The organism is Acidovorax sp. LjRoot38 (assembly GCF_964252975.1).
Lineage (GTDB): Bacteria > Pseudomonadota > Gammaproteobacteria > Burkholderiales > Burkholderiaceae_C > Acidovorax > Acidovorax facilis.
In genome coordinates this window covers 283,305-307,588 of record NZ_CAXUPT020000002.1, presented here as the reverse complement: position 1 = coordinate 307,588, position 24,284 = coordinate 283,305, and the positions used below count along the sequence as shown (strand labels likewise).

Annotated in this window: 19 protein-coding genes and 2 pseudogenes; 13 read left to right on the top strand and 8 right to left on the bottom strand. The window is 63.5% G+C overall.

Annotated features, from left to right (window positions below):
* Positions 1 to 293: 293 nt before the first annotated feature.
* Positions 294 to 902, top strand: coding sequence for a glutathione transferase GstA (gene gstA / locus ACSQ22_RS03925; RefSeq protein WP_121421762.1), 609 nt, complete (start codon positions 294 to 296; stop codon positions 900 to 902).
* Positions 903 to 1,067: 165 nt separating this feature from the next.
* Here the strand turns inward: gstA and ACSQ22_RS03920 are convergent, their stop codons facing one another.
* The gene (locus tag ACSQ22_RS03920; RefSeq protein WP_436129485.1) at positions 1,068 to 2,294 is read right to left on the bottom strand and encodes a YbfB/YjiJ family MFS transporter; all 1,227 of its coding nucleotides are present in this window, start codon (positions 2,292 to 2,294) and stop codon (positions 1,068 to 1,070) included.
* A gap of 170 nt (positions 2,295 to 2,464) precedes the next feature.
* On the opposite strand from ACSQ22_RS03920, the gene ACSQ22_RS03915 reads away from it, so the two are divergent.
* Positions 2,465 to 3,571 (top strand): alkene reductase, encoded by a 1,107-nt coding sequence (locus ACSQ22_RS03915; protein WP_436129484.1) that lies wholly within the window; start codon positions 2,465 to 2,467, stop codon positions 3,569 to 3,571.
* 135 nt (positions 3,572 to 3,706) lie between these two features.
* On the opposite strand, the gene ACSQ22_RS03910 is transcribed toward ACSQ22_RS03915, so the two are convergent.
* The 4 genes and pseudogenes from ACSQ22_RS03910 to ACSQ22_RS03895 all read right to left on the bottom strand — a co-directional run bounded on the left by ACSQ22_RS03910 (position 3,707) and on the right by ACSQ22_RS03895 (position 8,842).
* Positions 3,707 to 4,294 (bottom strand): hemerythrin domain-containing protein, encoded by a 588-nt coding sequence (locus tag ACSQ22_RS03910; RefSeq protein ID WP_218300695.1) that lies wholly within the window; start codon positions 4,292 to 4,294, stop codon positions 3,707 to 3,709.
* 171 nt (positions 4,295 to 4,465) lie between these two features.
* Positions 4,466 to 4,774: pseudogene (locus ACSQ22_RS03905) on the bottom strand (CZB domain-containing protein); the annotation flags it as partial.
* Between the two features lie 123 nt (positions 4,775 to 4,897).
* Positions 4,898 to 6,460 (bottom strand): annotated as a pseudogene (locus ACSQ22_RS03900) (methyl-accepting chemotaxis protein); the annotation flags it as partial.
* Between the two features lie 120 nt (positions 6,461 to 6,580).
* Positions 6,581 to 8,842, bottom strand: coding sequence for a heavy metal translocating P-type ATPase (locus ACSQ22_RS03895; protein WP_228897040.1), 2,262 nt, complete (start codon positions 8,840 to 8,842; stop codon positions 6,581 to 6,583).
* A 167-nt stretch (positions 8,843 to 9,009) separates the two neighbouring features.
* Between ACSQ22_RS03895 and ACSQ22_RS03890 the strand changes: the two genes are divergently transcribed.
* Together ACSQ22_RS03890 and cueR are read left to right on the top strand one after the other, a co-directional pair.
* Positions 9,010 to 9,213: a heavy-metal-associated domain-containing protein gene (locus ACSQ22_RS03890; RefSeq protein ID WP_436129483.1), complete on the top strand. Its 204-nt coding sequence runs from the start codon at positions 9,010 to 9,012 to the stop codon at positions 9,211 to 9,213.
* Positions 9,214 to 9,249: 36 nt separating this feature from the next.
* Positions 9,250 to 9,777: a Cu(I)-responsive transcriptional regulator gene (gene cueR, locus ACSQ22_RS03885; protein WP_436129482.1), complete on the top strand. Its 528-nt coding sequence runs from the start codon at positions 9,250 to 9,252 to the stop codon at positions 9,775 to 9,777.
* A 66-nt stretch (positions 9,778 to 9,843) separates the two neighbouring features.
* On the opposite strand, the gene ACSQ22_RS03880 is transcribed toward cueR, so the two are convergent.
* A complete protein-coding gene (locus ACSQ22_RS03880; protein WP_121421755.1) occupies positions 9,844 to 10,683 on the bottom strand; it encodes a TetR/AcrR family transcriptional regulator in 840 nt (279 codons plus the stop codon).
* 156 nt (positions 10,684 to 10,839) lie between these two features.
* Here ACSQ22_RS03880 and ACSQ22_RS03875 point away from each other — a divergent pair, with 156 nt between their 5' ends.
* The 9 genes from ACSQ22_RS03875 (at position 10,840) to ACSQ22_RS03835 (ending at position 21,288) form a co-directional block, all read left to right on the top strand.
* Entirely contained in the window at positions 10,840 to 11,682 is an 843-nt protein-coding gene (locus ACSQ22_RS03875) for an ABC transporter ATP-binding protein (protein WP_436129481.1), read from the top strand.
* Positions 11,679 to 12,569, top strand: coding sequence for a branched-chain amino acid ABC transporter permease (locus ACSQ22_RS03870; RefSeq protein ID WP_056056932.1), 891 nt, complete (start codon positions 11,679 to 11,681; stop codon positions 12,567 to 12,569). Before ACSQ22_RS03875 ends, ACSQ22_RS03870 begins: the two co-directional genes overlap by 4 nt.
* Positions 12,569 to 13,606, top strand: a complete 1,038-nt coding sequence (locus tag ACSQ22_RS03865) for a branched-chain amino acid ABC transporter permease (protein WP_056056930.1) — start codon at positions 12,569 to 12,571, stop codon at positions 13,604 to 13,606. Before ACSQ22_RS03870 ends, ACSQ22_RS03865 begins: the two co-directional genes overlap by 1 nt.
* 17 nt (positions 13,607 to 13,623) lie before the next feature.
* A complete protein-coding gene (locus ACSQ22_RS03860) occupies positions 13,624 to 14,802 on the top strand; it encodes an ABC transporter substrate-binding protein (protein ID WP_056742495.1) in 1,179 nt (392 codons plus the stop codon).
* 13 nt (positions 14,803 to 14,815) lie between these two features.
* On the top strand, positions 14,816 to 15,634 hold the full coding sequence (locus ACSQ22_RS03855) for an ABC transporter ATP-binding protein (RefSeq protein WP_094289924.1): 819 nt from the start codon (positions 14,816 to 14,818) through the stop codon (positions 15,632 to 15,634).
* A complete protein-coding gene (locus tag ACSQ22_RS03850) occupies positions 15,631 to 17,433 on the top strand; it encodes an AMP-dependent synthetase/ligase (protein ID WP_436129480.1) in 1,803 nt (600 codons plus the stop codon). Before ACSQ22_RS03855 ends, ACSQ22_RS03850 begins: the two co-directional genes overlap by 4 nt.
* 86 nt (positions 17,434 to 17,519) lie before the next feature.
* Positions 17,520 to 18,317, top strand: coding sequence for an enoyl-CoA hydratase/isomerase family protein (locus ACSQ22_RS03845; RefSeq protein WP_436129479.1), 798 nt, complete (start codon positions 17,520 to 17,522; stop codon positions 18,315 to 18,317).
* Between the two features lie 173 nt (positions 18,318 to 18,490).
* Entirely contained in the window at positions 18,491 to 19,225 is a 735-nt protein-coding gene (locus ACSQ22_RS03840) for a gamma-glutamylcyclotransferase (protein WP_436129478.1), read from the top strand.
* A 200-nt stretch (positions 19,226 to 19,425) separates the two neighbouring features.
* Positions 19,426 to 21,288: a beta-galactosidase gene (locus tag ACSQ22_RS03835; protein WP_436129477.1), complete on the top strand. Its 1,863-nt coding sequence runs from the start codon at positions 19,426 to 19,428 to the stop codon at positions 21,286 to 21,288.
* A gap of 43 nt (positions 21,289 to 21,331) precedes the next feature.
* Here ACSQ22_RS03835 and ACSQ22_RS03830 read toward each other — a convergent pair whose 3' ends face one another.
* Entirely contained in the window at positions 21,332 to 23,263 is a 1,932-nt protein-coding gene (locus ACSQ22_RS03830; RefSeq protein ID WP_228897053.1) for an acyltransferase family protein, read from the bottom strand.
* 17 nt (positions 23,264 to 23,280) lie between these two features.
* Complete coding sequence (locus tag ACSQ22_RS03825; RefSeq protein WP_228897054.1) at positions 23,281 to 24,270, bottom strand: acyltransferase family protein; 990 nt, start codon at positions 24,268 to 24,270, stop codon at positions 23,281 to 23,283.
* Positions 24,271 to 24,284 lie beyond the last annotated feature (14 nt).

The window sequence follows — 24,284 nt, the reverse complement described above, 5'->3', positions numbered from 1 at the left end:
TTCCTAGCTAGGAATGACCCCTACATGGGACGGGCCGGTGTGGGCGGCGGTGAATGCAAGGAATCGGGTTACAGGGCAATCAGGGATTTCGCGATCAGCTATGAAATCAGGAGCATTCTGCGCGCGGGGAATGCAGGAGGTGGGCTGCGCGGGTTACAGATTTTTACCAGGGTGAGGGCCGCAGAGGAATGACCGAGGCCACCACGCACTGTCGGCCGACATAAAAACAGCGAAGCGCATAGCATCGACAGCTTCACCGTTTGTCACTCCTTCACGAATTCAAGGACCGATCCATGAAGCTCTACTACTCCCCCGGCGCCTGCTCCCTGTCTCCCCACATCGCCCTGCAAGAGGCCGGTTTGGCCTACACCCCCGTGCTGGCCAGCACCAAGAGCCACAAGCTGCAGGATGGCACCGACTACTACACCATCAATGCGCTGGGTTACGTGCCCGTGCTGGAGCTGGACAACGGCGAGCGCCTGCGCGAAGGCCCGGCCATCGTGCAGTACATCGCCGACCAGGTGCCCGACAAGCAACTGGCCCCCGCCAACGGCACCCTGGCGCGCTACCGCCTGCAGGAGTGGCTGACCTTCATCGGCACCGAGCTGCATAAGGGCTTCAGCCCCCTGTTCAACCCCGCCACTCCCGAGGACTACAAACCCATGGTGCGCGAGCGGCTGCTGCAACGCCTGCAGTGGGTGGATGGCCAACTCGCCGGCAAGCAGTACCTGATGGGCGACCAGTTCACCGTGGCCGACGGCTACTTGTTCACCGTGACCAACTGGACCCAACCCACCAAGCTCGACATCTCCGGCCTGGCGAATCTGGCGGCCTACCGCGAGCGTGTGGGTGCACGGCCTGCGGTGCAGGCGGCCATGAAGGCAGAAGGCCTGCTGAAATAGGGACACCCCCCTGAGGCGCTGCGCGCCTTCCCCCCGCTCTCGCTACGCGGGCAGCGGGACAACACCCTCGCTGCGGGGCGGCCCTTGCTCGGCGTTTCTGGCCTAGGCCGCGCCAGTATCGATTGGGAGCGCATAGCACGACACACGGCCAAAACTCCAGATGCGCTAGAGCGGCTTCTGCCGCCACGCCACCAGCGCCCCCACCCACAACGCGCAGGCCGAGAACACCAGCCCGCGCGCCAGGCCTCCAGGGCCATCGGCAATCCAGCCCACCACCGTGGGCCCCACGATCTGCCCCGCCGCAAACACGATGGTGAACGCGCTGATGCCGCTGGCCCACAGCGCCTGCGGCAGGTTGTGCCGCACCAGCGCCGTGGTCGATGCCACCACCGACAGGAACACCCCGCCAAACAGCAGTCCCGAGGCCAGCACCACCGGCCACGCGCCCGTGATGGCGGGCAGGATGGTGGCCACGCCCAGCAGCGCATTGAGCCGCGCCAGTGCCTCTCCGCCCCGGCTGCGGTCCAGCAGCCCGGCCCAGATGCGTGAGGACAGCACCACGGCCAGCCCCAGCAAGGCGTAGAACAGCGTCACCTCGCCCGCACCCCGGCCCTGCTCGCGCAGCAGCGCCACCACAAAGGTCATGTAGCCGATATAGCCCACGCCAAACAGGCCGTAACCCAGCAGCGCAGGGGCCAGCGCCCGCCAGCGCACGCGGTCGGGCACTGCAGCCTCCGGTGTGGTCCCGGGCGCGGCGGCCACGGGTGCAGCCAGCCCGTTCAACGCACGCGCAGGCCACAGCAGCACCGCCGTGGCCGCCATGCAGGCCAGCGCCAGCACCCACCACGCCCAGGTCCAGCTGTGCGGCGCAGGCGCCACGCCCAGCACCGCAGGCACCAGCAAGGCCGACAGGCTGATGCCCCAGCCCGTGCCGCCGTAGTACAGGCCCAGCAGCAAACCGCTGCGCCCCGGCACCTGGGCGCCCAGGCGTGCCGCCAGCAGGCCCCCCGCAATGAACACCAGCGCACTGGCACCACCGGCCAGCAGGCGCTGCACCAGCAGGGGCGCTGCCTGCGTGAAAAATCCGCTCAGGCCCATGAACACCGTGGCCATCACCGCACCTGCCACCAGCACCGTCCCCGGGGCCACGCGCCGCAACAGCAGCGGCGTGGCAAGAGCCCCCAGCAGATAGCCCAGCGCGTTCACCGTGTTCATGCCGCCCGCCAGCGTGTACGACCAGCCCAGGTCCTCCCGCATGGGCGGCAACAACAAGGCATAGGCAAACCGCGTGATACCCAGCGAGATGGCCGCACCCATCGACAAGGTCACGGCCAACCACAGACTGCGCAACGGGGAGACGAACAACGGTGCGGAAGGCGGTGGCAAGGGCATGGCAGTCCATTCTCGTGCAACGGCCCCCGCGCCGCTGGCACGACAGTCTGAGCGACCGGGCTAACACAAAACCTGTGCCCTTGTTGACGCAAGTGTGCTGCACGTTTTGCGCTGCAGCATTAAGCTGGAAGGCTGCTTTTCTTGCACACAGCCCTCAGGACACCCTCACCATGACCTCATTGTTTAAACCCACCCGCGCAGGCGACCTTCAGCTGGCCAACCGCATTGCCATGGCGCCGCTCACGCGCAACCGCTCGCCCGAGGCCATCCCCACCGACCTGGTTGCCACCTACTACGCGCAGCGCGCCAGTGCCGGCCTCATCATTTCCGAGGCCACGGCCATCAGCCCGCAAGCCCAGGGCTATGCCGATGTGCCCGGTCTGTACGGCACCGAGCAGCTGGATGGCTGGAAGAAGGTGACCCGCGCCGTGCATGACGCCGGCGGCAAGATCGTGGTGCAGCTGTGGCACGTGGGCCGTGTCTCGCACACCGACCTGCAACCCGGCAACGCAGCACCCGTGGCGCCCTCGGCCGTGCAGGCCAACACCAAGACCGTGCTCATCAAGGACGGCGTGCCCACCTTCACACCCACCTCCATGCCCCGCGCGCTCGATGCCGAAGAGATCCCCGGCATCGTGCAGGACTACCGCCACGCCGCGCGCAACGCCATTGCGTCGGGCTTTGACGGTGTGGAGATCCACGCGGCCAACGGCTACCTGATCGACCAGTTCCTCAAGACTGGTGCCAACCAGCGCACCGACGACTACGGCGGCAGCATTGCCAACCGCGCCCGTCTGCTGCTGGAAGTGACCCGCGCCATCGTCGAAGAAATCGGCGGTGGCCGCACCGGCATCCGCCTGTCGCCCGTCACCCCCGCCAACGACATCGTGGACGCCGACCCACAGCCCTTGTTCGACCACGTGGTGCGCCACCTCGGCCCGCTGGGCCTGGCCTACATCCACATCATCGAAGGCGCCACCGGCGGCCCGCGCGAGGTGGAAGGCCGCCCGTTTGACTACGCCGCCCTCAAGGCAGCCTACCGCGCCGCCGGTGGCAAGGGCGCCTGGATGGTCAACAACGCCTACACCCGCGAGCTGGCCGATGCCGCACTGGCCCACGGTGCCGACATTGTTGCCTTTGGCCGCCCCTTCATCGCCAACCCCGACCTGGTGGCGCGCCTGGAGAGCAACGCCCCGCTGAACGAAATCAACCGCGCGACGCTGTACGGAGGCGGTGCTGAGGGGTACACCGACTATCCAGCCTTGGCAGCGGGCTGAACAGCCCTGTCCACCAAGCGGCAGTCTCGCCACACAACGGTGGATACCGGCGCGCCCCAAGCCAGGGCCGCCGCGCAAGGGCCGCCCCGCCACGCTGGCGGCGTCCCCCTTGAGGGGGAAGGCGCCGCAGGCGACTCAGGGGGGGCTTCCAAGCCCTATCGGGCTGGGCGCCCGCATCACGATCCGGGTGAACAACCGGTCATACGCCGCATCGCGCGGCTTGCCCGGGGCCAGCGGGTTGGTGTTGCTGGCAAAGGCCGCATCAATGGCCACCCAATCACCGGGCTGCAGGCACTCCTGCGCCGCCGGCAGGACCACGGTTTCCTCGGTGCGCATGTGCTCCAGGTAAAAGCTCACATAGCGCTGCAGCGCGTCGGCAAAGGCCTCGCGGCGGCCATCACCCATCAGCTCCCAGCCCAGCAGCAGGTGCTGCAGCTCCCGCACCGCTGCCTCGCCACCTTCGTGGTCGCGCTCCAGCTGCGCAATGGCCTCAGCGGCCTGGGGCGCGCGCTCGGCCACCTTGGGGAAGAGCCACTGCGACTCTTTGGGGTGGTGCTGCCGTTCGGGAAACTCGTCGATGTAGAACAGCATGGCCCGCATCACGTCAAAGAACGCGGCAGGCGCATCGCCCGGGCCCTGGTCCAGCATCAGGCGCAAGGAATGGAGCACCGCCGCAAGCGACGCATGCTCTTCGCGAATGGTCCGCAGGCTGATCGACGGCATGGTGCACTCCCCAGGGTGATACGGGGTTTCAAGATTGCCACGATGCGCGCCTACACCGCCTGACGCAGATCAAGAGATACAGGGGCCACCCACGCCCCCGGCCCCAAGACGCCTCGCGCACCTGAAGCCAGGATCATCGGGGCCGTCAGCTGCGGCCCGGATACCCGATCCTCAAAGGCTGTTGCGCAACTGGATGATGGCGGCACCGACCGCGCTGGAGGCCTGCGAGAACGGGGTATTGCCCGCCAATGCCTGCTCGGCGTCCGCGTAGTTGCCCCGGTTGATGGTTTGGGCAATGGCGCCTGCCACTTCATGGAAGTCGCGGTGCTTGTCCACCAATGACTGGAAGGCAGGCAAGGCGCCATAAGACCCCTGTCCTTTGCCATGCAGCCAACGACCCAGCTCGCAGCAGTCATCGCGCCTGATCGTGTCGGCATCAAGCTGCTGATGCTTCTTGGCGGCATCGCGCAACTTGGTGCGCCACTGCGCATGGGCCTTGATGGCCGAATCAAGGTCAACACCCTGGACGGATGGAGCCGCCAGCGCCATGGATGTACCGTGCTGTAGGGCGACGGTCTGCCGCACGCCGACGGAGTGCTGGTCGTCGGCCAGATGGAACTGCTGCACCACCTGCGACAGCCGCGCGGCCTGCTCGCGAAGTGATTCGGCGGCAGCAGCGGACTCTTCCACCAACGCCGCGTTCTGCTGCGTCATGCGGTCGATCTCGCCCACCGAGCCATTCACCTGGCCGATGCCGGCCGACTGCTCGGACGCCGCTGCCGTGATCTCGCCAATGATGTCGCCCACGCGCTGCACACTGCTCACGATGTCCTTCATGGCCGTGCCCGCTTCTTCCACGTGGCGCACGCCACCGTCCACGGCCGTCACGCTGTTCTGGATCAACCCCTTGATGTCGCTGGCTGCTGCGGCAGAGCGCTGCGCCAGGCTGCGCACTTCGCTGGCCACCACCGCAAAGCCCCGGCCCTGTTCCCCCGCGCGGGCGGCCTCAACGGCAGCGTTCAGCGCGAGGATGTTGGTCTGGAACGCAATCGAGTCGATCAGGCCGATGATGTCGCCGATCTTGCGGCTGGAGGTGGAGATCTCGTGCATGCTGGCAACGGCCTGCTGCACCACGCCACCGCCGTGCGTGGCCATCTGCGAGGCCGAGGCCGCCAACTGGTTCGCCATCTGCGACGACGACGCCGTCTGCTGCACCGTGGCGGTCAGCTGCGACAGCGAAGACACGGCCTCCTGGGCGTTGCTGGCCGTTTGCTCGGTGCGCTGGGACAGGTCCTGGTTGCCCGTGGCAATCTCCTGGCTGGCTGTGGCGATGTTGCCGCTGGCATCGCGCACCTGCGCCACCAGCGCGCCCAAGCCCTGCTGCATGTCGCGCAGAGCGCGCTGCAGGTCGGCCACTTCGTCCTTGCCCTCGGCCGCAATGTGCTGCGAGAGGTCGCCCCCCGCAATCGCCTGCGCCATCCTGCGGGCGTCTTCCAACGGGCGGCAGATGGAGTTCATGTTCATCAGCGTGGTAGGCACCACCACCACCACGGTGATCAGCACGGCCAGCACAAACAGCCACTTGGTCTGGTCAGACACCTCGCCCTGCTGCTCCACCGACTTGGCCACCTCGGCGCGCAGTACGGAATCAAGCTCGGCCATCAACTTGTCGGCCTCGGCAAACTCGGCCACGGCCTTGCCGCTCATGCGGTTGGCAATCGTGGCCGTGTCATAGCCGCTGGCCTCCAGCTGGCGCGCCACGTGCGCGAACAGCTCGCGGTAGCTGTCCAGGCGCTTGACGATGTTGCGCACCACGGGGTTGTCAGAGTCTTCCTCGCCTTCCAGGAACTTGATGGCAATCTTCTTGGCCTTGTCCTGACTTTCCAGCCATTTGGCGTGCGCCGCTTTCACCGCCTCGGGCTTTTCGTAGCCAATGATCATGTCCTTCTCGAACTGGCGAATGGCCCCCATCTCGCCACGCAGCTCGGCCATGTAGCCCACCTCGGCAAACGAGTGGTCCATGAAGTCCTGACTCATGTTGTGGATGCGGAACATGCCCAGCATGCCCGCGCCCCCCAGCAGCCCCAGCAGCCCCAGCACCACGCCAATGGCCCCCAGCATGCGCAAACGTATGGTGAACTGCCGCATGAGCGAGAAGAGATTCATGATCTGTCGTCCTTCATATATTGGTATGCCTGTGCGCCCGTCGCACCTCCCCCGAGGCCACGGATTCGCAACAAATCGTTGCAGTTTGCCAGACATCGATGACCGTGTTGTACGTATTTATCACATGCGCCACCGCTTGAGTAAGAGGGCATTCGCCATCACGCTCACCGAACTCAGCGCCATCGCAGCCCCCGCCACCACCGGGCTCAGAAAGCCCAGGGCCGCCAGCGGGATGCCCGCCACGTTGTATGCAAACGCCCAGAACAGGTTCTGCCGGATCTTCATCACCGTGCGGTGCGAGATATCGAGCGCCGCTGCCACCAGCATCGGGTCGCCCCGCATCAGCGTGATGCCCGCCGCGTGCATGGCCACGTCGGTCCCATTGCCCATGGCCATGCCCACATCCGCAGCCGCGAGGGCTGGGGCATCGTTAACGCCGTCGCCCACCATCGCCACTTGATGGCGCTTGCCATCAGGCCCTTGTTGCAATGCCACCACCTTCGCGGCCTTGTCACCCGGCAGCACCTCGGCCATCACCTCGCCCGCGTCGGGGTCCAGCCCCAGGCGCCGGGCCATGGCCTCGGCCGCGCCGCGGTTGTCACCCGAAATCATCACGGTGCGGATGCCACGCGCCTTCAGTGCCGCCAGCGCCTCGCGCGCACCGGGCTTGGGTTCATCACCAAAAGCCATCAGGGCCCGAAGCGCTAACCCTTCCGTCACGCGCTGGGCCACAGCCGATACGGTGGCCCCCTCGTTCTGCAGCTGCTGTGCCCGCACCGCGAGCGCACCCAGGTCCACCCCCAGCTCCTGCATCCAGCGGAGGCTGCCCACCAGGTAGCTCTGGCCTTCCACCTCACCCTCAGTGCCGCGCCCAGGCACGGCGCGCACGTCCTGCGCGGTGGCCACGCGGATCTGCCGCTCGCCCGCAGCCGCCACCACTGCACGCGCCAGCGGGTGTTCGCTGCCGCTTTGCACCGCAGCCACCGCCGCCATCACGGCCGCATCGTCGAAGCCTGGGACCACCTCAAACGCCGTGAGCCGAGGCTGACCCACGGTCAGCGTGCCGGTCTTGTCAAAAGCCACCACATCCACCTTGTGCGCCAGTTCCAGCGCCTGCACATCCTTGATCAAAATGCCGTGTTTGGCCGCCACGCCCGTGCCCGCCATGATGGCCGCCGGCGTGGCCAATCCCAGCGCACAGGGGCAGGCAATCACCATCACGGCCACGGCGTGGATCAGCGCGGCCTCCATGCCCACGCCCATCCACAGCCAGCCCAGCAGCGTGACCACCGCCACCACCAGCACCACGGGCACAAACACGGCCGACACCTGGTCCACCAGCCTCTGAATCGGCGCCTTGGCCGCCTGCGCGTCTTCCACCAGCCGGATGATCTGGGCCAGCACCGTCTCGGCGCCCACGGCCGTCACCGCCATCACGATGCGGCCATCGCCGTTGATCGAGCCCCCCGTCAGCGCCGCGCCCACATCACGCGCCACGGGCAAGGGCTCGCCCGTCAGCATGGATTCGTCCACCTGCGTGTGGCCCTCGTGCACCGTGCCATCCACGGGGATGCGCTCCCCCGGCCGCACCACCAGCTGGTCGCCCACCAGCACCTCGGACACTGGCACATCCACCTCGCCCTGCTGGGTCAGCAAATGCACTACATCCGGCCGCAACGCATGCAGCGCACGGATGGCCGCCGTGGTCTGGCGCTTGGCGCGCGCCTCCAGCCACTTGCCCAGCAGCACCAGCGTGACCACCACGGCCGAGGCCTCGAAGTACAGGTGCGGCACATGCCCCGGGTGGTCCGTGGGGGCCGTGAGCCACAGCCACATCGACAGGCCCCAGCCCGCGCTGGTGCCCAGCGCCACCAGCAAATCCATGTTGCCGCTGAGCGCCTTGGCCGCATGCCAGCCCGCCTTGTAAAACCGCGCCCCCAGGATGAACTGCACCGGCGTGGCCAGCACAAACTGCACCCAGGCGGGCAGCATCCAGTGCTGGCCGAACAGGTCACCGATCATGGGCAGCACCAGCGGCGCCGACAGCAGCAGGCCAATGCCCACGGGTAAAAAGCCGGCCCAGGGCGACAAGTCCTCCGGAGCATCCTCCTGCCCCGCCGCACGCGGCTCGTAGCCCGCATTGCGCACCGCGCGGCGCAGCACGGCCTCCATGGCAGCGGCGTCGGCGCCCACCTGCGTGACAAAGGCAATGCGCGCAGACTCGGTCGCCAGGTTGACCGAGGCCTCCTGCACGCCCGGCACCTTGCGCAGTGCACGCTCCACACGGCCCACGCAGCTTGCGCAGGTCATGCCAGAAATGCCCAGGTCCAGCGAGTGCACAGACCCGGGCGCGGTGTTGGGGGGGGTGGTGATGGTGTTCATGGCCGGGATGCTGATCCTTGACGTGATGGCAAGGTCAAGCATTGATCTTGATCAACCCTCACACCATGAGTGTCTTGAGCGGTGTTTGACTCTGCCACGATGTCAAGCTTCAACATTCACTTGGGTCGCTTCAACGGCCCTCTTGAAAACCAACCCGAGGACACCCCATGACAACCACCACTACTTTCCAAGTTCAAGGCATGACCTGTGGCCACTGCGAACGCGCCGTCACCCAGGCCGTGCAGCAGGTAGACCCCGACGCCCAGGTCCGCATCGACCGCGCCAGCGGCAAGGTGGACGTGGACAGCAGCGCCCCACGCGAAGCCCTGGCCGCCGCCATTGCCGAAGAAGGCTACTCCGTCGCGGCCTGAGCGCCGCGCCACCATGCACCCAGCGAGGGCCACACCATGACCACGCCCCACTCCCCCCATGCCTCGCATGTGGCGCCGACCGCGCGCGCCAAGGCCGCGGCACCCCGCGCCACCACCTGGCCCGTGCCCATCGGTGTCGCTGCCCGGCGCGCAGGCATCTCGGCGCGCATGGTGCGGCACTACGAATCGCTGGGCCTCATCAACGGCGTGGCGCGCACCGACAGCGGCTACCGCCAGTACACCGAGGCCGACGTGCACGCCCTGCACTTCATCCGCCGCAGCCGCGACCTGGGCTTTTCGATGGAAGAGATCGCCGAGCTGCTGGGCCTGTGGCACGACCGCAGCCGCGCCAGCAGCCAGGTCAAGCGCATCGCGCAGCAGCACATCGACGACCTGAGCGAACGCATCGCCCAGATGCAGGCCATGCAGCGCAGTCTGAAAACCCTGGTGTCCTGCTGCAAGGGCAACGACCGGCCAGACTGCCCGATATTGGATGACCTGGCGGCAGGGCAGTCGGAACACCACGCCCCCAGGGCACCGCGCAAAACGCTACCAAATCAATAGCATTTAGCGCTTATCCATAAAGCGCTAGAGGCCAGTTTTGCTTAAAATCCGACCCACCGAGACACATCAGCCCCCGCTGGGCCGAACAGCGGTCTTGGCTTTGCTGCTCGCCGCCCTGCGTTTGGGGGTGGGCACGGCGGCGGTGTTCAGCGCAGTGCTGTCAGCTGGCCGCCGCAACACCCCGTCACACAGCGTCGCAATGCACTGCTGTGCCACCTGCTCGGCCGTGTACTCGCCGCCGGGCTGGTACCAGCGGCCGATCCAGCTGAGCGCACCTGCAATCACAAAGGCCGTGATCTTGGGGTCGCAGGGCTGGATCGAGCCCTCGGCCACGCCCTCAGCCACTAGGCGGCGGAACTCCTGGTCGATGGCGGACTTGAGGCGGCGCAGCTCCTTGCGGCTTTCGGGGGGCACCTGCTCGTCGCCCACGCGGATCAGGCACATGCCGAAGTCCATGGTGACGATGCGCGCATACACCTGCATGCAGGTCATGAGCTGGTCGATGGCCTTGCCGCCTGCGGCGCGGGATGCGTCGATGCCTTCGAGCATCATCGCCAGCCCCTTGCCCACGCACTGCAACAGGATCTCGTCCTTGTTCTTCACGTAGTAGTACAGCGTGGGCTTGGTCACGTTCAGGCGCGCGGCGATGTCGTCGAGCGAGGTGGCGTGAAAGCCGCGTTCATTGAACAGCTGGGCCGCCGCCTGCAGCACGGCGTTGCGCTTGGCCTCACGCTGTCGTTCGCGGTGCGAGACAGGAGCCCAGGGCGAAGCGGCGTCGGGCGCGTCTTCGGGCCCGGGGGCCGGGGCTGCGGATGAGGGCTTGGGGGCCGCGCGCTGGGGGCTGCTGCCGCTGCTCGTGCTGCTTTTGCTGCTGCGTCGGGTCGATGCCGCTTTGGCCTGGGGCATGGGGGGCGATTCCTCGGGAAAGTACGGATGCTGAACGGGGTGGCGGCTTCCAGAATCTACTCACGAGTAAACAGTTTACGCACAAGTAGGAAATTTCTGCAGGGGCTGCAAGAAATTTCTGTTCAGAAGCTGCGAACAACCCGTATTAGAAAGCCAATGGAGACAACCCCTTCCGGCCCCGCTGCTGCTACGCCCCTGCTCCAGGTGCAGGGGGTGACCCTGGCGTTCGGTGGCGTGAAGGCGCTGACCGGCGTAGGGTTCGATGTGCAGCCCGGCTCCATCACCGCCGTCATCGGCCCCAACGGCGCAGGCAAGACCTCGCTGTTCAACACCATCTCAGGCTTCTACCGGCCCAGCCAGGGCTCCATCCGGTTTCAGGGGCAGGACATCACGCGCATCCCGGCGCCGCAACGCGCCAAGCTGGGCCTGGGACGCAGCTTTCAGAACATTGCGCTGTTTCGGGGCATGACCGTGCTCGACAACATCAAGCTCGGCCGCCACGCGCACCTCCAAACCAACGTACTCGACGCACTGTTCTACCTGGGCCGCGCCCGCCGCGAAGAGGCCGAGCTGCGCCGCGACATCGAGGAGCGCATCATCGACTTCCTCGAAATCGACCACATACGCCACGCGCCTGTTTCCGCCCTGCCCTACGGCCTGCAAAAGCGTGTGGAAATGGCCCGGGCGCTGGCCATGCAGCCGCAGATCCTGATGCTGGACGAACCCGTCGCCGGCATGAACCGCGAAGAGACGGAAGACATGGCGCGCTTCATCCTGGACGTGCGCGAGGAGTGGGGCGTGACGGTGCTGATGGTCGAACACGACATGGGCATGGTGATGGACCTGTCGGACCACGTGGTGGTGCTCAACTTCGGCCAGGTCATCGCACAGGGCACGCCTGCGCAGGTGCAGGCAGACCCCGAGGTCATCCGCGCCTACCTGGGCGCGGGCGACGTGGGCGACCTGCGTGCCAAGCTGCAGGGAGTGACCACCGCATGACCGGCAACTTCGACTGGGCCTACCTGTTTGAGATCAGCCTCACCGGCATCGCCGGTGGCGGTCTCTACGCGCTGGCCGCACTGGCTTTCGTCATGGTCTACAAGGCCACCCGCGTGGTCAACATCGCCATTGGCGAACTGCTGATGGTGGGGGCCTACCTGTTCTTCACCTTTGCATCGATGTTCGCGCTGCCGCTGTGGCTGGCCATCCCCGCCGCGGTGCTGGGCACGGGCCTGCTGGGCGCGGTGATCGAGCGCACCATGATCCGCCCGCTGCTGGGCGAGCCGCCGATCTCCGTCTTCATGGTCACCGTGGGCCTGGCCTCGGTGCTCGTGGGCCTGGTGGAAATGATCTGGACGGCCGACCAGCGCCGCCTACCCGACTTCATGCCCACGCAGCCCATCATGGTGGGGGATGCCTTCCTCGCACCCAAGGTGTTCTGGGGCGCCGTGATTGCCATCGTGTTCATCGCGGCGGTGCTGGTGGTGTTCCGCTTCTGGCGCGGCGGCGTGGCCCTGCGCGCCACGGCCAGCGACCAGGCGGCCGCGTATTCGGTGGGCATCAATGTGCCGCGCGTTTTCTCGCTGGCCTGGGTGGCCTCGGCCATGCTGGCCGCCATCTCCGGGATCATTGTGGGGTCCATTGGTGGCATCTCGTCCAGCATGGGCGTGTTCGGTCTGTCGGTGCTGGTGGTCGTCATCGTGGGCGGGCTCGACAGCGTGCTGGGCGCACTCGTCGGCGGCATCCTCATCGGCCTGATCGAGGCGCTGGCCGGGGCCTACCTGGGTGGCGAATACAAGCTGCTGGCCACCTTCATCGTGCTGGTGGCGGTGCTGCTGGTGCGGCCGTACGGCCTGTTCGGCACCCATGAGATAGAGAGACTCTGATGCGCATCGGAACCCTCAAGGAAACCTACATCGCCGACGCGGCGCTGTTCGACTCGCGCACGCAAAAAGTGTGGCTGGCCGTGGGCGCTGCGCTGCTGGTGCTTTTCCCCTTCATGGCCAGCGACTACTGGCTCTACCTGGCCTGCCTGGTCAGCATCAATGTGGCCAGTGCCACGGGGCTCAACATCCTCACAGGCTACACGGGCCTCGTCAGCCTGGGGCAGGCGGCCTTCATGGGCCTGGGGGCTTACACGGTGGCCGTGCTGGAAACCAAGGTGGGCACGCCCTTTGTGCTCAACCTGCTGGCAGGTGGCTTTGTCGCCATGCTGGGCGGCATCGTGGTGGGCATTCCTTCGCTGCGCGTGAAAGGGCTGTACCTGGCGATTGCCACCATTGCCGCATCGTTCATCGCGCACTTCATCTTTGCCAACTGGAAGTTCACCGGCGGCACCGGTGGCCTGAGCGTGCCGCCCGCCAAGCTGTTCGGCATGGCGCTCGACACCTCGTTCCGGCTGTACTGGCTCATCGTGCCAGTCACCATCCTCATGCTCCTGGGCGCGGCCAACCTGTTTCGCACGCGCGTGGGCCGTGCCTTCATCGCGATTCGCGACCGCGACATCTCGGCCGAGGTGCTGGGCATACCGCTGCTGCGCTACAAGCTGCTGTCGTTTGGGCTGTCGTCGTTCTATGCGGGCGTGGCCGGGGGCCTGTGGGCGTATTTCTTTCGCGTGGTCACGCCCGAGAGCTTTCCTCTGCTCATGTCCATCTTCTTCCTCGCGGCCATCATCGTCGGCGGCATGGGCTCCATCCTGGGCGGCATCCTGGGCGCGGTGTTCATGACCATGGTGCCCGAGCTGCTCAAGCTCGTGGTGGACCTGATGCCCGGCGGCAGCGAACTCACCGTGTTCCTCTCGCCCGTGCGCACGGTCATCTTTGGCCTGCTCATCATCGGTTTTCTCGTCTTCGAGCCCCATGGCCTGGCCGAAGTGTGGCGGCGCGTCCGTCGTTTCTTCCATCTCTGGCCGTTCAGAAACTAACCCCCAAGGAGACACGCATGCAGCCCACCCCCACCTCCCCACGCCGTCGCACCCTACTGGCAGCCGCTGGCGCCGCCGCCCTCACCAGCCCGCTGTCGGTGCTGGCGCAAGGCGCTGAAGAGATCGTGATCGGCGGCTCCATCCCGCTCACCGGCGTGTTCGCGTTTGCGGGCGTGGGCATCAACGCGGGCATGGGCGACTACGTGAAGATGCTCAACGACGCGGGCGGCATCAAGGGCCGCAAGGTCAAGTACGTGCCCGAGGACACGGGCTACAAGGTCGATGTGTCGGTGGCTGCGTTCAAGAAGATCACCAGCCAGAACAAGGTCAACCTCTACTACGGCGACTCCACGGGCTTCTCCAAAACCATCAACCCCGAGCTGGACCGCAACGGCAACATCCTGATGGCCGGCGCATCGTTTGCCACCGAACTCAACGACCCCAAGAAATACCCCAACCAGTTCCTCGTGGGCCCCGACTACACCGAGATGTTCGGCATCCTGCTCAAGCACATCGCCAAGGAAAAGCCCGGTGCCAAGGTGGCCTTCGTGTACTCCGATTCGGAATTCGGCCGCGACCCCATCGAGTCCAGCGAAGCCATGGCCAAGCAGCTGGGCCTGTCGGTGCCCATCAAGATCATGACGCCCGCCGGCAGCGTGGACGTGTCCACCGAGGTCATCAAGCTGCGCCGCGCGGCGCCCGACTACACCATCTTTCACGGCTACATCCTCGCGCCCATCCCCGAGTTCATCACCCAGGGCAAGCAGCAGGGCATGACCAGCAAGTGGATGGGCACCTTCTGGACCATGGACAGCTCCACCGTCATGAAGATGGGCGAGGCCGCCGACGGCTTCATGGGTGTGATGCCCTACCGCTACTACTACGACACTGAGAAGGCGCCCATGCTGGAGAAGATCCGCGCGCTGCGGCCCGAGTACCAGAGCACGGCCTACATCCAGGGCTTCCTGGCCGCGATGCTGTTCACCGAGGCAGCCAAGCGCACGCTGGATGCGGGCAAGCCCCTCACAGGCCCCAACCTGAAGGCCGCGCTCAACTCCATCAAGGACTTCGACACCGGCGGGCTGATCGGCGTGCCGATCACCATCAGCGGCAATTCGATCCCCGTGGGCCGTGTGTACCGCGCCGATATGAAGGCGCAAAAAATGGTCGCGGCATCGGACTGGATCAAACTCTGAAACTGCCTGCGCCATGACCCAGCCAACCCCGGCCCACGTCCTCGAAGTCAACAACATCGAGGTCATCTACAACAAGGTGGTGCAGGCCCTGCGTGGCCTGTCGCTGGCCGTGCCACGTGGGCAGATCGTGGCGCTGCTGGGCAGCAATGGGGCGGGCAAGAGCACCACGCTCAAGGCCATCTCGGGCCTGCTGGCGCTGGAGGATGGTGTGGTGGAAAGCGGCAGCATCCACTTCAACGGCCAGCCCACGGCCGCCGTGGCCCCGCAGCAGCTGGTGCGCAACGGCCTGAGCCATGTGATGGAAGGCCGCCGCGTGTTTGAGGACCTCACGGTCGAAGAGAACCTGGTGGCGGCGACTTATGCGCTCACAGGGCGCAAGGATGCGACGCCGGACTTCGACCTGGTCTACAGCTACTTCCCGCGCCTGCATGAGCGGCGCAAGGGCCTGGCCGGGTACCTGTCGGGCGGCGAGCAGCAGATGCTGGCGATTGGCCGCGCGCTGATTGCGCAGCCCCAGCTCATCCTGCTCGACGAGCCCTCGCTGGGCTTATCTCCCAAGCTCGTCGAAGACATCTTCACCATCATTGCGCGCATCAACGCCGAGCGGGGCACCAGCATGCTGCTGGTGGAGCAGAACGCCACCGTGGCGCTGGCTGTAGCGCACCGGGGCTACATCATGGAGAACGGCAAGATCGTGATCGACGGCACGGCCGAGCGCCTGGCCAACGACCCGGATGTGCGCGAGTTCTATCTGGGCATGGGCGGTGGCGGCGAGGCCAAGAGCTTCAAGGACATCAAGCACTACAAGCGCCGCAAACGCTGGCTGTCATGAGCACACTTCCCGACCTCACTCTGCCCCAGATGCTGCGCGAGCGCGCACGCACCGACGCGCAGCGCATCGCCATCCGGCAAAAGGACTTCGGTATCTGGAAGCCCTTCACCTGGGCGCAGTACCACCAGCGTGCCAGCCACTTCGGCCTGGGCCTGCGGGCACTGGGCCTGCCTGCGGGTGGGCATGTGGGCGTGATCTCCGAAAACCGCATCGAATGGGTGCTGGCACAGATGGGCGCGGGCCTGGTGGGCGCGGTGACGGTGGGTGTGTACCCCACCAGCCCCACCAACGAGGTGGCCTATGTGGTGGGCCATGCCGACATCGAGATCATGGTCTGCGAGGACCAGGAACAGACCGACAAGCTGCTGGCCGCGCTGCCCGAGCTGCCACGCCTGAAAAAGATCGTGGTCATGGAGACCAAGGGCCTGCGCAGTTTTGCGCCCGAGGTGCGGCAGTTCATCACCACCTTTGACGAGGTCGAGCAGCTGGGCGCAGCGTCGGGCCAACAAGCCATTATCGACGAAGCCCTCGCACGCCAGCGGCTCGACGATGTGGGCCTGATGATCTACACCTCGGGCTCCACCGGCAAACCCAAGGGCGCGATGATTTCGTACCGCAACATCCGGGGCGTGGTGCCCGGCATCGTGGACCGGCTGGAGCTGTCGCGCGAGACCACCCACCTGTCGTACCTGCCGCTGTGCCATGTGGCCGAGCAGATGCTGACGAGCTTTGTGCCCGTGTACATCGGCTCGCAAGTGAACTTTGGCGAGTCCATCCGCACCGTGCAGGAGGACCTGCGCGAAGTCGCGCCCACCATGTTCCTGGGCGTGCCGCGCATCTGGGAAAAGCTGCACGCCGCCATCCACATCAAGCTGCAGGAAACGGGCAGCCTGCGCCGCGCGCTGTTCCACAAGGCCTACAACGCCTGCAAACCGCTGGCCGAGAAGCCGCGCAGCGCCTGGAGCGCTGCCGACAAGCTGAACTTTGCTGCCAGCTACTGGCTCGTCTTCCGAGCGCTGCAGAACTTCATCGGCCTGCGCAATGCCCATGTGGCGCTCACCGGCGCTGCGCCCATTCCGCCCGATGTGGTGCGCTTCTTCCGCGTGCTGGGCGTGCCACTCATCGAGGTGTACGGCCTGACCGAATCCACCGGCATGGTCACAGGCCACCGGTTGGACCACGTGGTGGTGGGCACCGTGGGCGTGCCCACGCAAGGCGTGGAACACCGCATTGCCGACAACGGCGAGCTGCATTTGCGGGGCGACATGGTGTTTGCGGGCTACTACAAGAACCCCGAGGTCACGGCCAGCAGCATCGTGGACGGTTGGTTGCACACCGGCGATGTGGTGCGCGAATCGCAAGGCCAGATCCAGATCGTGGACCGCCTCAAGGACATCATGATCACGGCCGGCGGCAAGAACCTCACGCCGTCCGAGATCGAGAACACGATGAAGGGCAGCCCCTTCATCAAGGAATGCATCATCGTGGCCGAGGCGCGCAAGTTTGTGGGCGCGCTGGTGATGATCGACTACGACACCGTGGGCAAATGGGCCGAGGCGCGGCGCATTCCGTTCACGCACTTTCGCTCGCTGGTGGAGCACCCCGAGGTGCGTGTCCTCATCGATGCCGAAATCAACCAGGGCAACCAGCGCCTCGCGCAGGTATCGCAGATCCGCAAGTTCCACCTGCTCACCAAGGAGCTGGACCACGACGACGGCGAGGTGACCGCAACCATGAAGGTGCGCCGCTCCAGCATCTACAAGACCTATGCGGCCGAGATCGAGGCGCTGTACCACTAGCCCGGGGCTCACCGCTTGCTGCCTAAATTACTATCAAAACAGGAGCTGTCAGCGCTTATCCATCAAGCGCTAGAGGCCAATTTGACATGAAAACCGCCGCCGCCGACCCGACCGCCCCCCTGCTGCTGGAACGCAACGGCGCCATCGCCACGCTGCGTTTCAACCGGCCCGATGCGCTCAACGCCATCGACGTGCCCATGGCCAACGCCGTCCTCGCCGCCGTGCAGACCATTGCCGCCGACCCTGGCGTGCGCGCCGTGGTGTTGTGTGGCAACGGCCGGGGTTTCATGGCCGGTGGCGACCTGGCCACGCTGCACGCCGACCCGGTGCAGGGTGCCATCGACATTCTCACGCCGCTCAACGCAGCACTGCTCCTGCTGGCGCAGATGAACGCGCCCGTCATTGCGCAAGTGCACGGTGTGGCCGCTGGCGCGGGCCTGAGCCTGCTGCTCATGGCCGACTACGTGATCGCCGCCGAAGGCACACGCCTGAACCTGGCCTACATCAACCTGGGCACCAGCTGCGACGTGGGCGCCTCGTGGGCGCTGCCGCGCACCGTCGGCCTGCGCAAGGCGCTGGAGATCGCGCTGCTGGGCGAAGCCTTCACCGCCGACGACGCGCTGCGCCTGGGCCTCATCAACCGCATCGTGCCTGCCGCTGAACTGGACAGTGCCACCACCAACCTTGCCCAGCGCCTGGCCGCCGGACCTACCGTGGCCTACGGCGCGATGAAGCGCCTCATGCGCGCATCGATGGACCGCACTCTGCCCGAACAACTGGCGGCCGAAAAAGACGCCTTTGTGCATTGCGCGGGCACCGAAGACTTCCGTGCGGGGGTGGAGGCTTTTCACCAACGCCAAAGCGCGCAATTTGTGGGCCGCTGACGGCCCTCGCCACGGCGGCGCCCCCTTCTTTCATGGCCTCTGCCGTAACACGTCACCGCGCGCCGCCATCAACACCATGGCTGGAACACTGAGTTGTCAGTCGGCCCATTGATCCAACCGTTCTCGGACCACTACAGTAGAGCTTGCCCCACGATCTCCTGCAGTCCCAGCACATGACGCCCCCTGCCTTTGTGCACCTTCCCGAACTTCAAGGACGGCTCATCCCCGCCCACGCCTGCGGACTGCGGTTGACCGACGAGGTCCTGGCGGAATGGGACGCGCAGGCGCGCAGCCAGGGCCTGCCCATCGATTGGCGCCTGCCCGACGGCGACGTCGAGCGCTCGCGCCGCCAGGTGCTGGCGGGCGTGTCCGAACGCCGGGACGACCTGTGGGTGTTTGCATATGGCTCGCTGATGTGGAACCCCGGCCTGGAGTTTGCCGAAGTCCGCAGGGCGCACCTGCCGGGATTCGCCCGGCGCTTTGCGCTGAGCACCACCATCGGCCGGGGCACACCGGATTGCCCCGGCCTCGTGCTCACGCTGCAGCGCGACGCAGCGCAGTCTTGCGACGGGCTGGTGTTCCGCATTCCGGCCTGTGCGGTTGAAGAGGAGTCACGCCTGCTCTGGCGTCGCGAGATGATCACCGGCGCCTACAGCCCCGCCCTGCTGCCGTTGCAGACGCCACAGGGTGCTGTCAACCAGGCGCTGGTGCTGACAGCCAATACAGCCCATCCACACTACCGGGGCGACCTGTCCATGCAGGCCACCGCCGCCACCATAGCCAACGCCTGTGGCCGCATCGGCAGCAACCGCGAATACCTTGATCAGCTGGTCGCACAATTCGGCGTGCTGGGCATCAAAGACCCGTATGTGCATGCGCTGGCGGAGATGGTGCAGACGGCCTGCTGAAAGGGCTTCCGAGCGGGTGGTGGCGCACTACTTACCCGTGCCGGTGTCGCGCAGCACAAGATCAAAGTACCCCTGTTGTTCATGGAACAATGGAATGGAAATCCCTCTTGTTGCCAGTGCTTCGACCGCCCAGCGAGGGGCGCATTTTGTGAATCCAGGCCGCCCAACGCCTCCTACGGAACCTTTCTTCCAGCGCTTTCATGAAAAAAATTCTTCGCATTGCCGCCGTTCTTGTTTCGCTGGTTGCGCTGGCCAGCCAAGCAGCCCCACCTCCACCCGCTCCCGTGTCCAGCATCATCGTCATGCCCTGGGATCTGAATCAGAACCAGAACCTGCCCCGTGAACTCAAGGCCCAGGGCTTCAGCCACGCCACCGTCTATCTCAACTGGTCCGATATCGAAAGTCGCAAGGGCCAGTACGAATTTGCCCAGTACCACCGCCATCTGGATGCCATCGTCAACGGCGGCCTGTCGCTGCTGCTGGTCATTGACATGGGTGGACGCCCCTACAAGGACGAGACGGGCCAGCTCGTGCCCAACATGTCCACCGTGCCGCAATGGATCACCACGGCACATCCAGACATGGCCATGCGCAATTTCTCGGGCGACCCCAGCTGGCAGCCCGACTTCACCGATGCGTCGATCAGGAAGTATGCAGACCCATTCATTGCACAGACGGTCGATCACTTCTCCAAGCGCTACCCCGGCAAGGTCCTGGGCTACGCCATCGGCCTGCAGGAAGAGCACGAAATCAAGTACGGGCAGATGGGCTACCAGTGGCGGGACTACAAGGAGTCCACCCAGGATGCGTTTGCCAAAAAGTACAACGCCAAACAGCCCATCATCAACTACAACAACCACATCGCAGCAGGTGTTCCTAAGGCAGAGCCCCTGCTGCACGCCCACAAGGAATTCCGGGAAACCCGGCTCCAGGAAGCCACCTGTGCCTACGCCAATGTGATCCGGAGCAAGGGGGCAGAGGCGATTGGCTACTTTGCAGAAACCTTTACCTCCCACGACGCCATCTACGCCACGGGTGTCGTCGAAAAGCTGGCCCCGTGCATTGACATCGCAGTCATCGACTTCAATTTCTACGATGGCTATGGGCTGGTGGCAGACCCCGATGTGTTGCCCACGCTGGCCAACTACATGGGTTCACTGGGCTACAAGAAAGTCATGGTGGGCGCATATGGTGAGCGGTGGGAAGCAGCCAAGAAGACGCCAGAGCTGATCCCCGTCATCCAGCAGGCGGTGGCCCAGTCGCTGGCCCAGCCCCATGTGATGGGCTACGAGATCGGAGGCTTCCACCACCAGGCAGGTGGGGGGCCGCTGGCTGGCCTGCAGCTGAACAAGCTTCACGCCCGCATTGCCAAGCCGGGCCCCGCCGTCACAGCGGGCACGGAACGCAGGGTCAGAATTGGCATCCTGGGCTCCACCACCAACTTCCACGTGTGGCACGGTGAGAAAAGCGCGGACAGGAACACCCACCGCGATGCGCTGTTCGCGTCTTACAAGATCCTGAGCAGCGAGCCCGGCATGCAGGTCCACGTCATCGGCGAAAAGAACCTTCTCGCGGACGACCCCATCATCGGGCAGCTGGATGCCATCCTGGTGCCCCACCAAGTGGCCATGCCGCAAGGCATCAAGACCAAGTTGACCGCCTACTGGAAAAACGGCGGCGCGCTCATTCAAGACATGCGCCTGGGTGAATTCGACGAAAACGGCAAACCCACCTTTGACTGGATGCACGAGGTATTCGGCATAGCCAATGTCGAGTGGAAGAAGAATGGCGGCATCTTCCTGATCGACGGCAAGGTCTACCGGCTCAAGCCTTCAAAACACTTGTACGCGGGCTACGCGTCGATCACGCCCCGCACCGGGTACCAGGTGCTGGCCACAGAACTGCTTCAACGGGAACAAGGCATCTTGGTGAAAGGCGAACGCACTTTGGCATTCGGGTTCATGCCGCAACTGGTCGCCGATTCAACCCAGGATGCGTGGAAGAAACTGTTTGTGCGCGAGATTGCAAAAGTGGCCACCAAACGGCCTGCATTGCAAAACTGAAAACCCGCCAGACTAGGGCCCGGAGGCCCTGGGACCACAGGCTTCATGGCGCCAGCGCGTCTTCAATCTTCCGAGCAAGAGCGGCCGCCATGAGCTGGCTCCCAGCCGTAGTGAAATGGCCTGGGTCGATGTACATCTGTACCCCCTTGTGGTTGATATAGCAGTACTGAGCATCGCAAAGCTCATCCAGCGTGTTCAACACATGCACGCCTTGCAGCCCGCCAATCACCCGTTCCACCATGGCGTCGTATTCCCGTCTTTCCGCATCGACAGCATCCCTGGCCCGCAAACATTCAGCGGGCTCGCGGCGCAAGGCGGGCCGGACATCACCAGCGCAGCCTGTCACATTCAGCAACACCGAATGAATAGGAATGGACTTCACCAACACCACTTTCTTCTGTTTGGCCACCAGCCGCTCCAGGGTGCGCCGCAGGCCGCGCTCATACGCCTGGGTCGATGTCTCGTCGGGCCCAGCACCCCGGATACTGCGCAGGCTATTGCCCGTGAAGTAAATCAAGTACACATTGGACAGGACAACCAAGCGGACGTCTGAATCTGACTCCAGGCGGCGCAATACCTGTTCCGTCATCTCCGGGGTACCCACATGTTCTGGATGCGGCATATAGCCCGGCCGGTATCTGACACCATCAAGATAAGGCCAACCCGGCGTGGACGCGACCTCCAGCCGATTCCCATACAGCAGCGAAAGGCCGTAGAACAAGTGCCCTGCATTGCTGTCACCCACCAAGGCTATCTTCCCCTGGCTTTTTATCTCTGGCTTGTCGTAGGCAGTCAGTGCCGCATTGGGGTAGGGCACGCCTGTCAACGGAACCTTGCCTGCAAGCCCAAGCCAAGCGATCCCCCCTGCCACCACCATCAGTGCCAAGAGCAGGACCGCAAGAAGCCTCTTGTTTTTCACATGTCTGGCCAACGGTCTTTCAATGCCGTGGTAGGTAAGCACGGCCAGAAGGATCGAAGCCAGAACCGCCAGATTTCGATGGGATGACGACCAACGCCCATCCCCCAGCAGGCGTACAAAAACCAACAGCGGCCAATGCCACAGGTACAGCGGGTAGCTCAGTTTGCCCACATAGACCAATGCGGGGTGCGAAAGCACCTTGCGATTGAACCAGGCGCCAGGCCCAGCTTGCACCAGCATTGCGGTGGCCATTACCACTGCCAGGGTGTAGAAGCCTGGAAACGCGTTGGCATCCATGAATACAACCTGGGTAGTGACCAGTAAAGCAATGCCGGACCATCCTGCAACATTCAAGACATCCTGCCGCAGCTTTTCACTAGAAGCACTTGCGGACACCCTGCTTCCAGCTTGCCATTGAATACAGGCCATCACTCCGCCGCAGGCCAACTCCCAAAGACGCCCGAACGGCAGGTAGAAACCCGCAGCCTGGCTTTTGTTGGTGAGGATCAGATTCACCGCCATCGAGCCAAAAACCACGGCAAGAGAGACCGTCACCATGGAACGCTTCGTACGATGCGCCCATAACAGAATCAATGGCCACAACAGGTAAAACTGCTCTTCCACCCCAAGCGACCAAAGATGCAGCAACGGTTTTAGCTTGCTGGCCACATCCCAGTAGCCAGACTCCAGATAAAAATGAATATTGGCTGAAAACAATGCACTGAACAGCGCCGACTTGCCCATTTGGGCATATTCGCCTGGATACATCAGCGCAGGGCCCAGAAGCAGGCAGCCCAGAAGCACCAGGATCAGAGCGGGGAAGATACGGTTGATCCGGCGAACGTAAAAATCCCGAATGGAAAAATCCCCCTGAGCCAACTCTCTGCACAGAATGGATGTAATGAGGTAACCCGAAATCACAAAAAATAGGTCCACTCCAACATACCCATTGGGAAGGCTGGCAGGCGATGCGTGAACCGCAAGGACCATCAATACGGCAATGGCGCGCAATCCATCGATATCAGGACGATATTCAATTTTTTTATCTGTATTCACTGAGCCGCCAAAATTAATTATGATTTTTGTCTAGCCATGTTCATGAACGGCTTTTCAATCAGCTTATAGCTCAAATAAGAAATTGCAACCGTTGCAAAGAAAGACAAAAACATTTGATGGTACTTGTTTTGAACAACAGAAGTTGTCAAAACAATGACTGGATAGTGAATCAAATAGAATGAATAAGAAATATCCGACATCAATTTCACCGATTTCGGATTTTCATACTCAGAATTTTTCAAAATAAGAAATAATGCCGCCACTCCAAGACCTGTGAGGAATATCGGTGACGGAAATATTGGCTCCCATGATTTAAAAAGAACCACGGTCGATACAAATACGGCTAACAATGCTGCTTTGTCATACCTTGGATTTTTGACCGCAATCCACGCACCAAAAAGAAAAAATGGCATCTGGGAAATCGCATTATTTTGAATAAAGAAATACACATATATTCCTTCCATGCTTTTTACCAACGGATGCCATTTGGTACCACCAAACACCCAAACGCATGCAGCGACTACAAAAATCGCTGTAATTTTGGTTGGGCTTTTAAAAAACTTGGCGGCGATGAGAAATGCAATCACATACCATACCACTTCGATGGTCAATGTCCAGCTCACGCTCAAGGCATTATATTTTAAATAAGCTTCTGGAAAAAAATGCTGAAGAAAAAACAAATGAATCAATAGACTTCCAAAGTCCATTGATTCCAATTGAAAATGACCAAAAACCAGAGAAAATAAAACAAACCAGAACAGGTATGCCGGATATATTCTAAAAAATCGATGTTTAATATATTCAATCGCAGAGTATCTAATTGCGCTTTGAATAATCAAATATCCGCTGATAACAAAAAAAATCTGTACCCCAATCCATCCCCCTACAATTCCAAAATATGGAATAGAAACAACCTTCAAGGTATGGAGATGATTCGCAAAAACAAGGAGCACGGCCAGTGCTCTCAAGGTTTCAATGGAGTGATTTTTTGAAGAAATAATACTCATCCAAATATTTTATA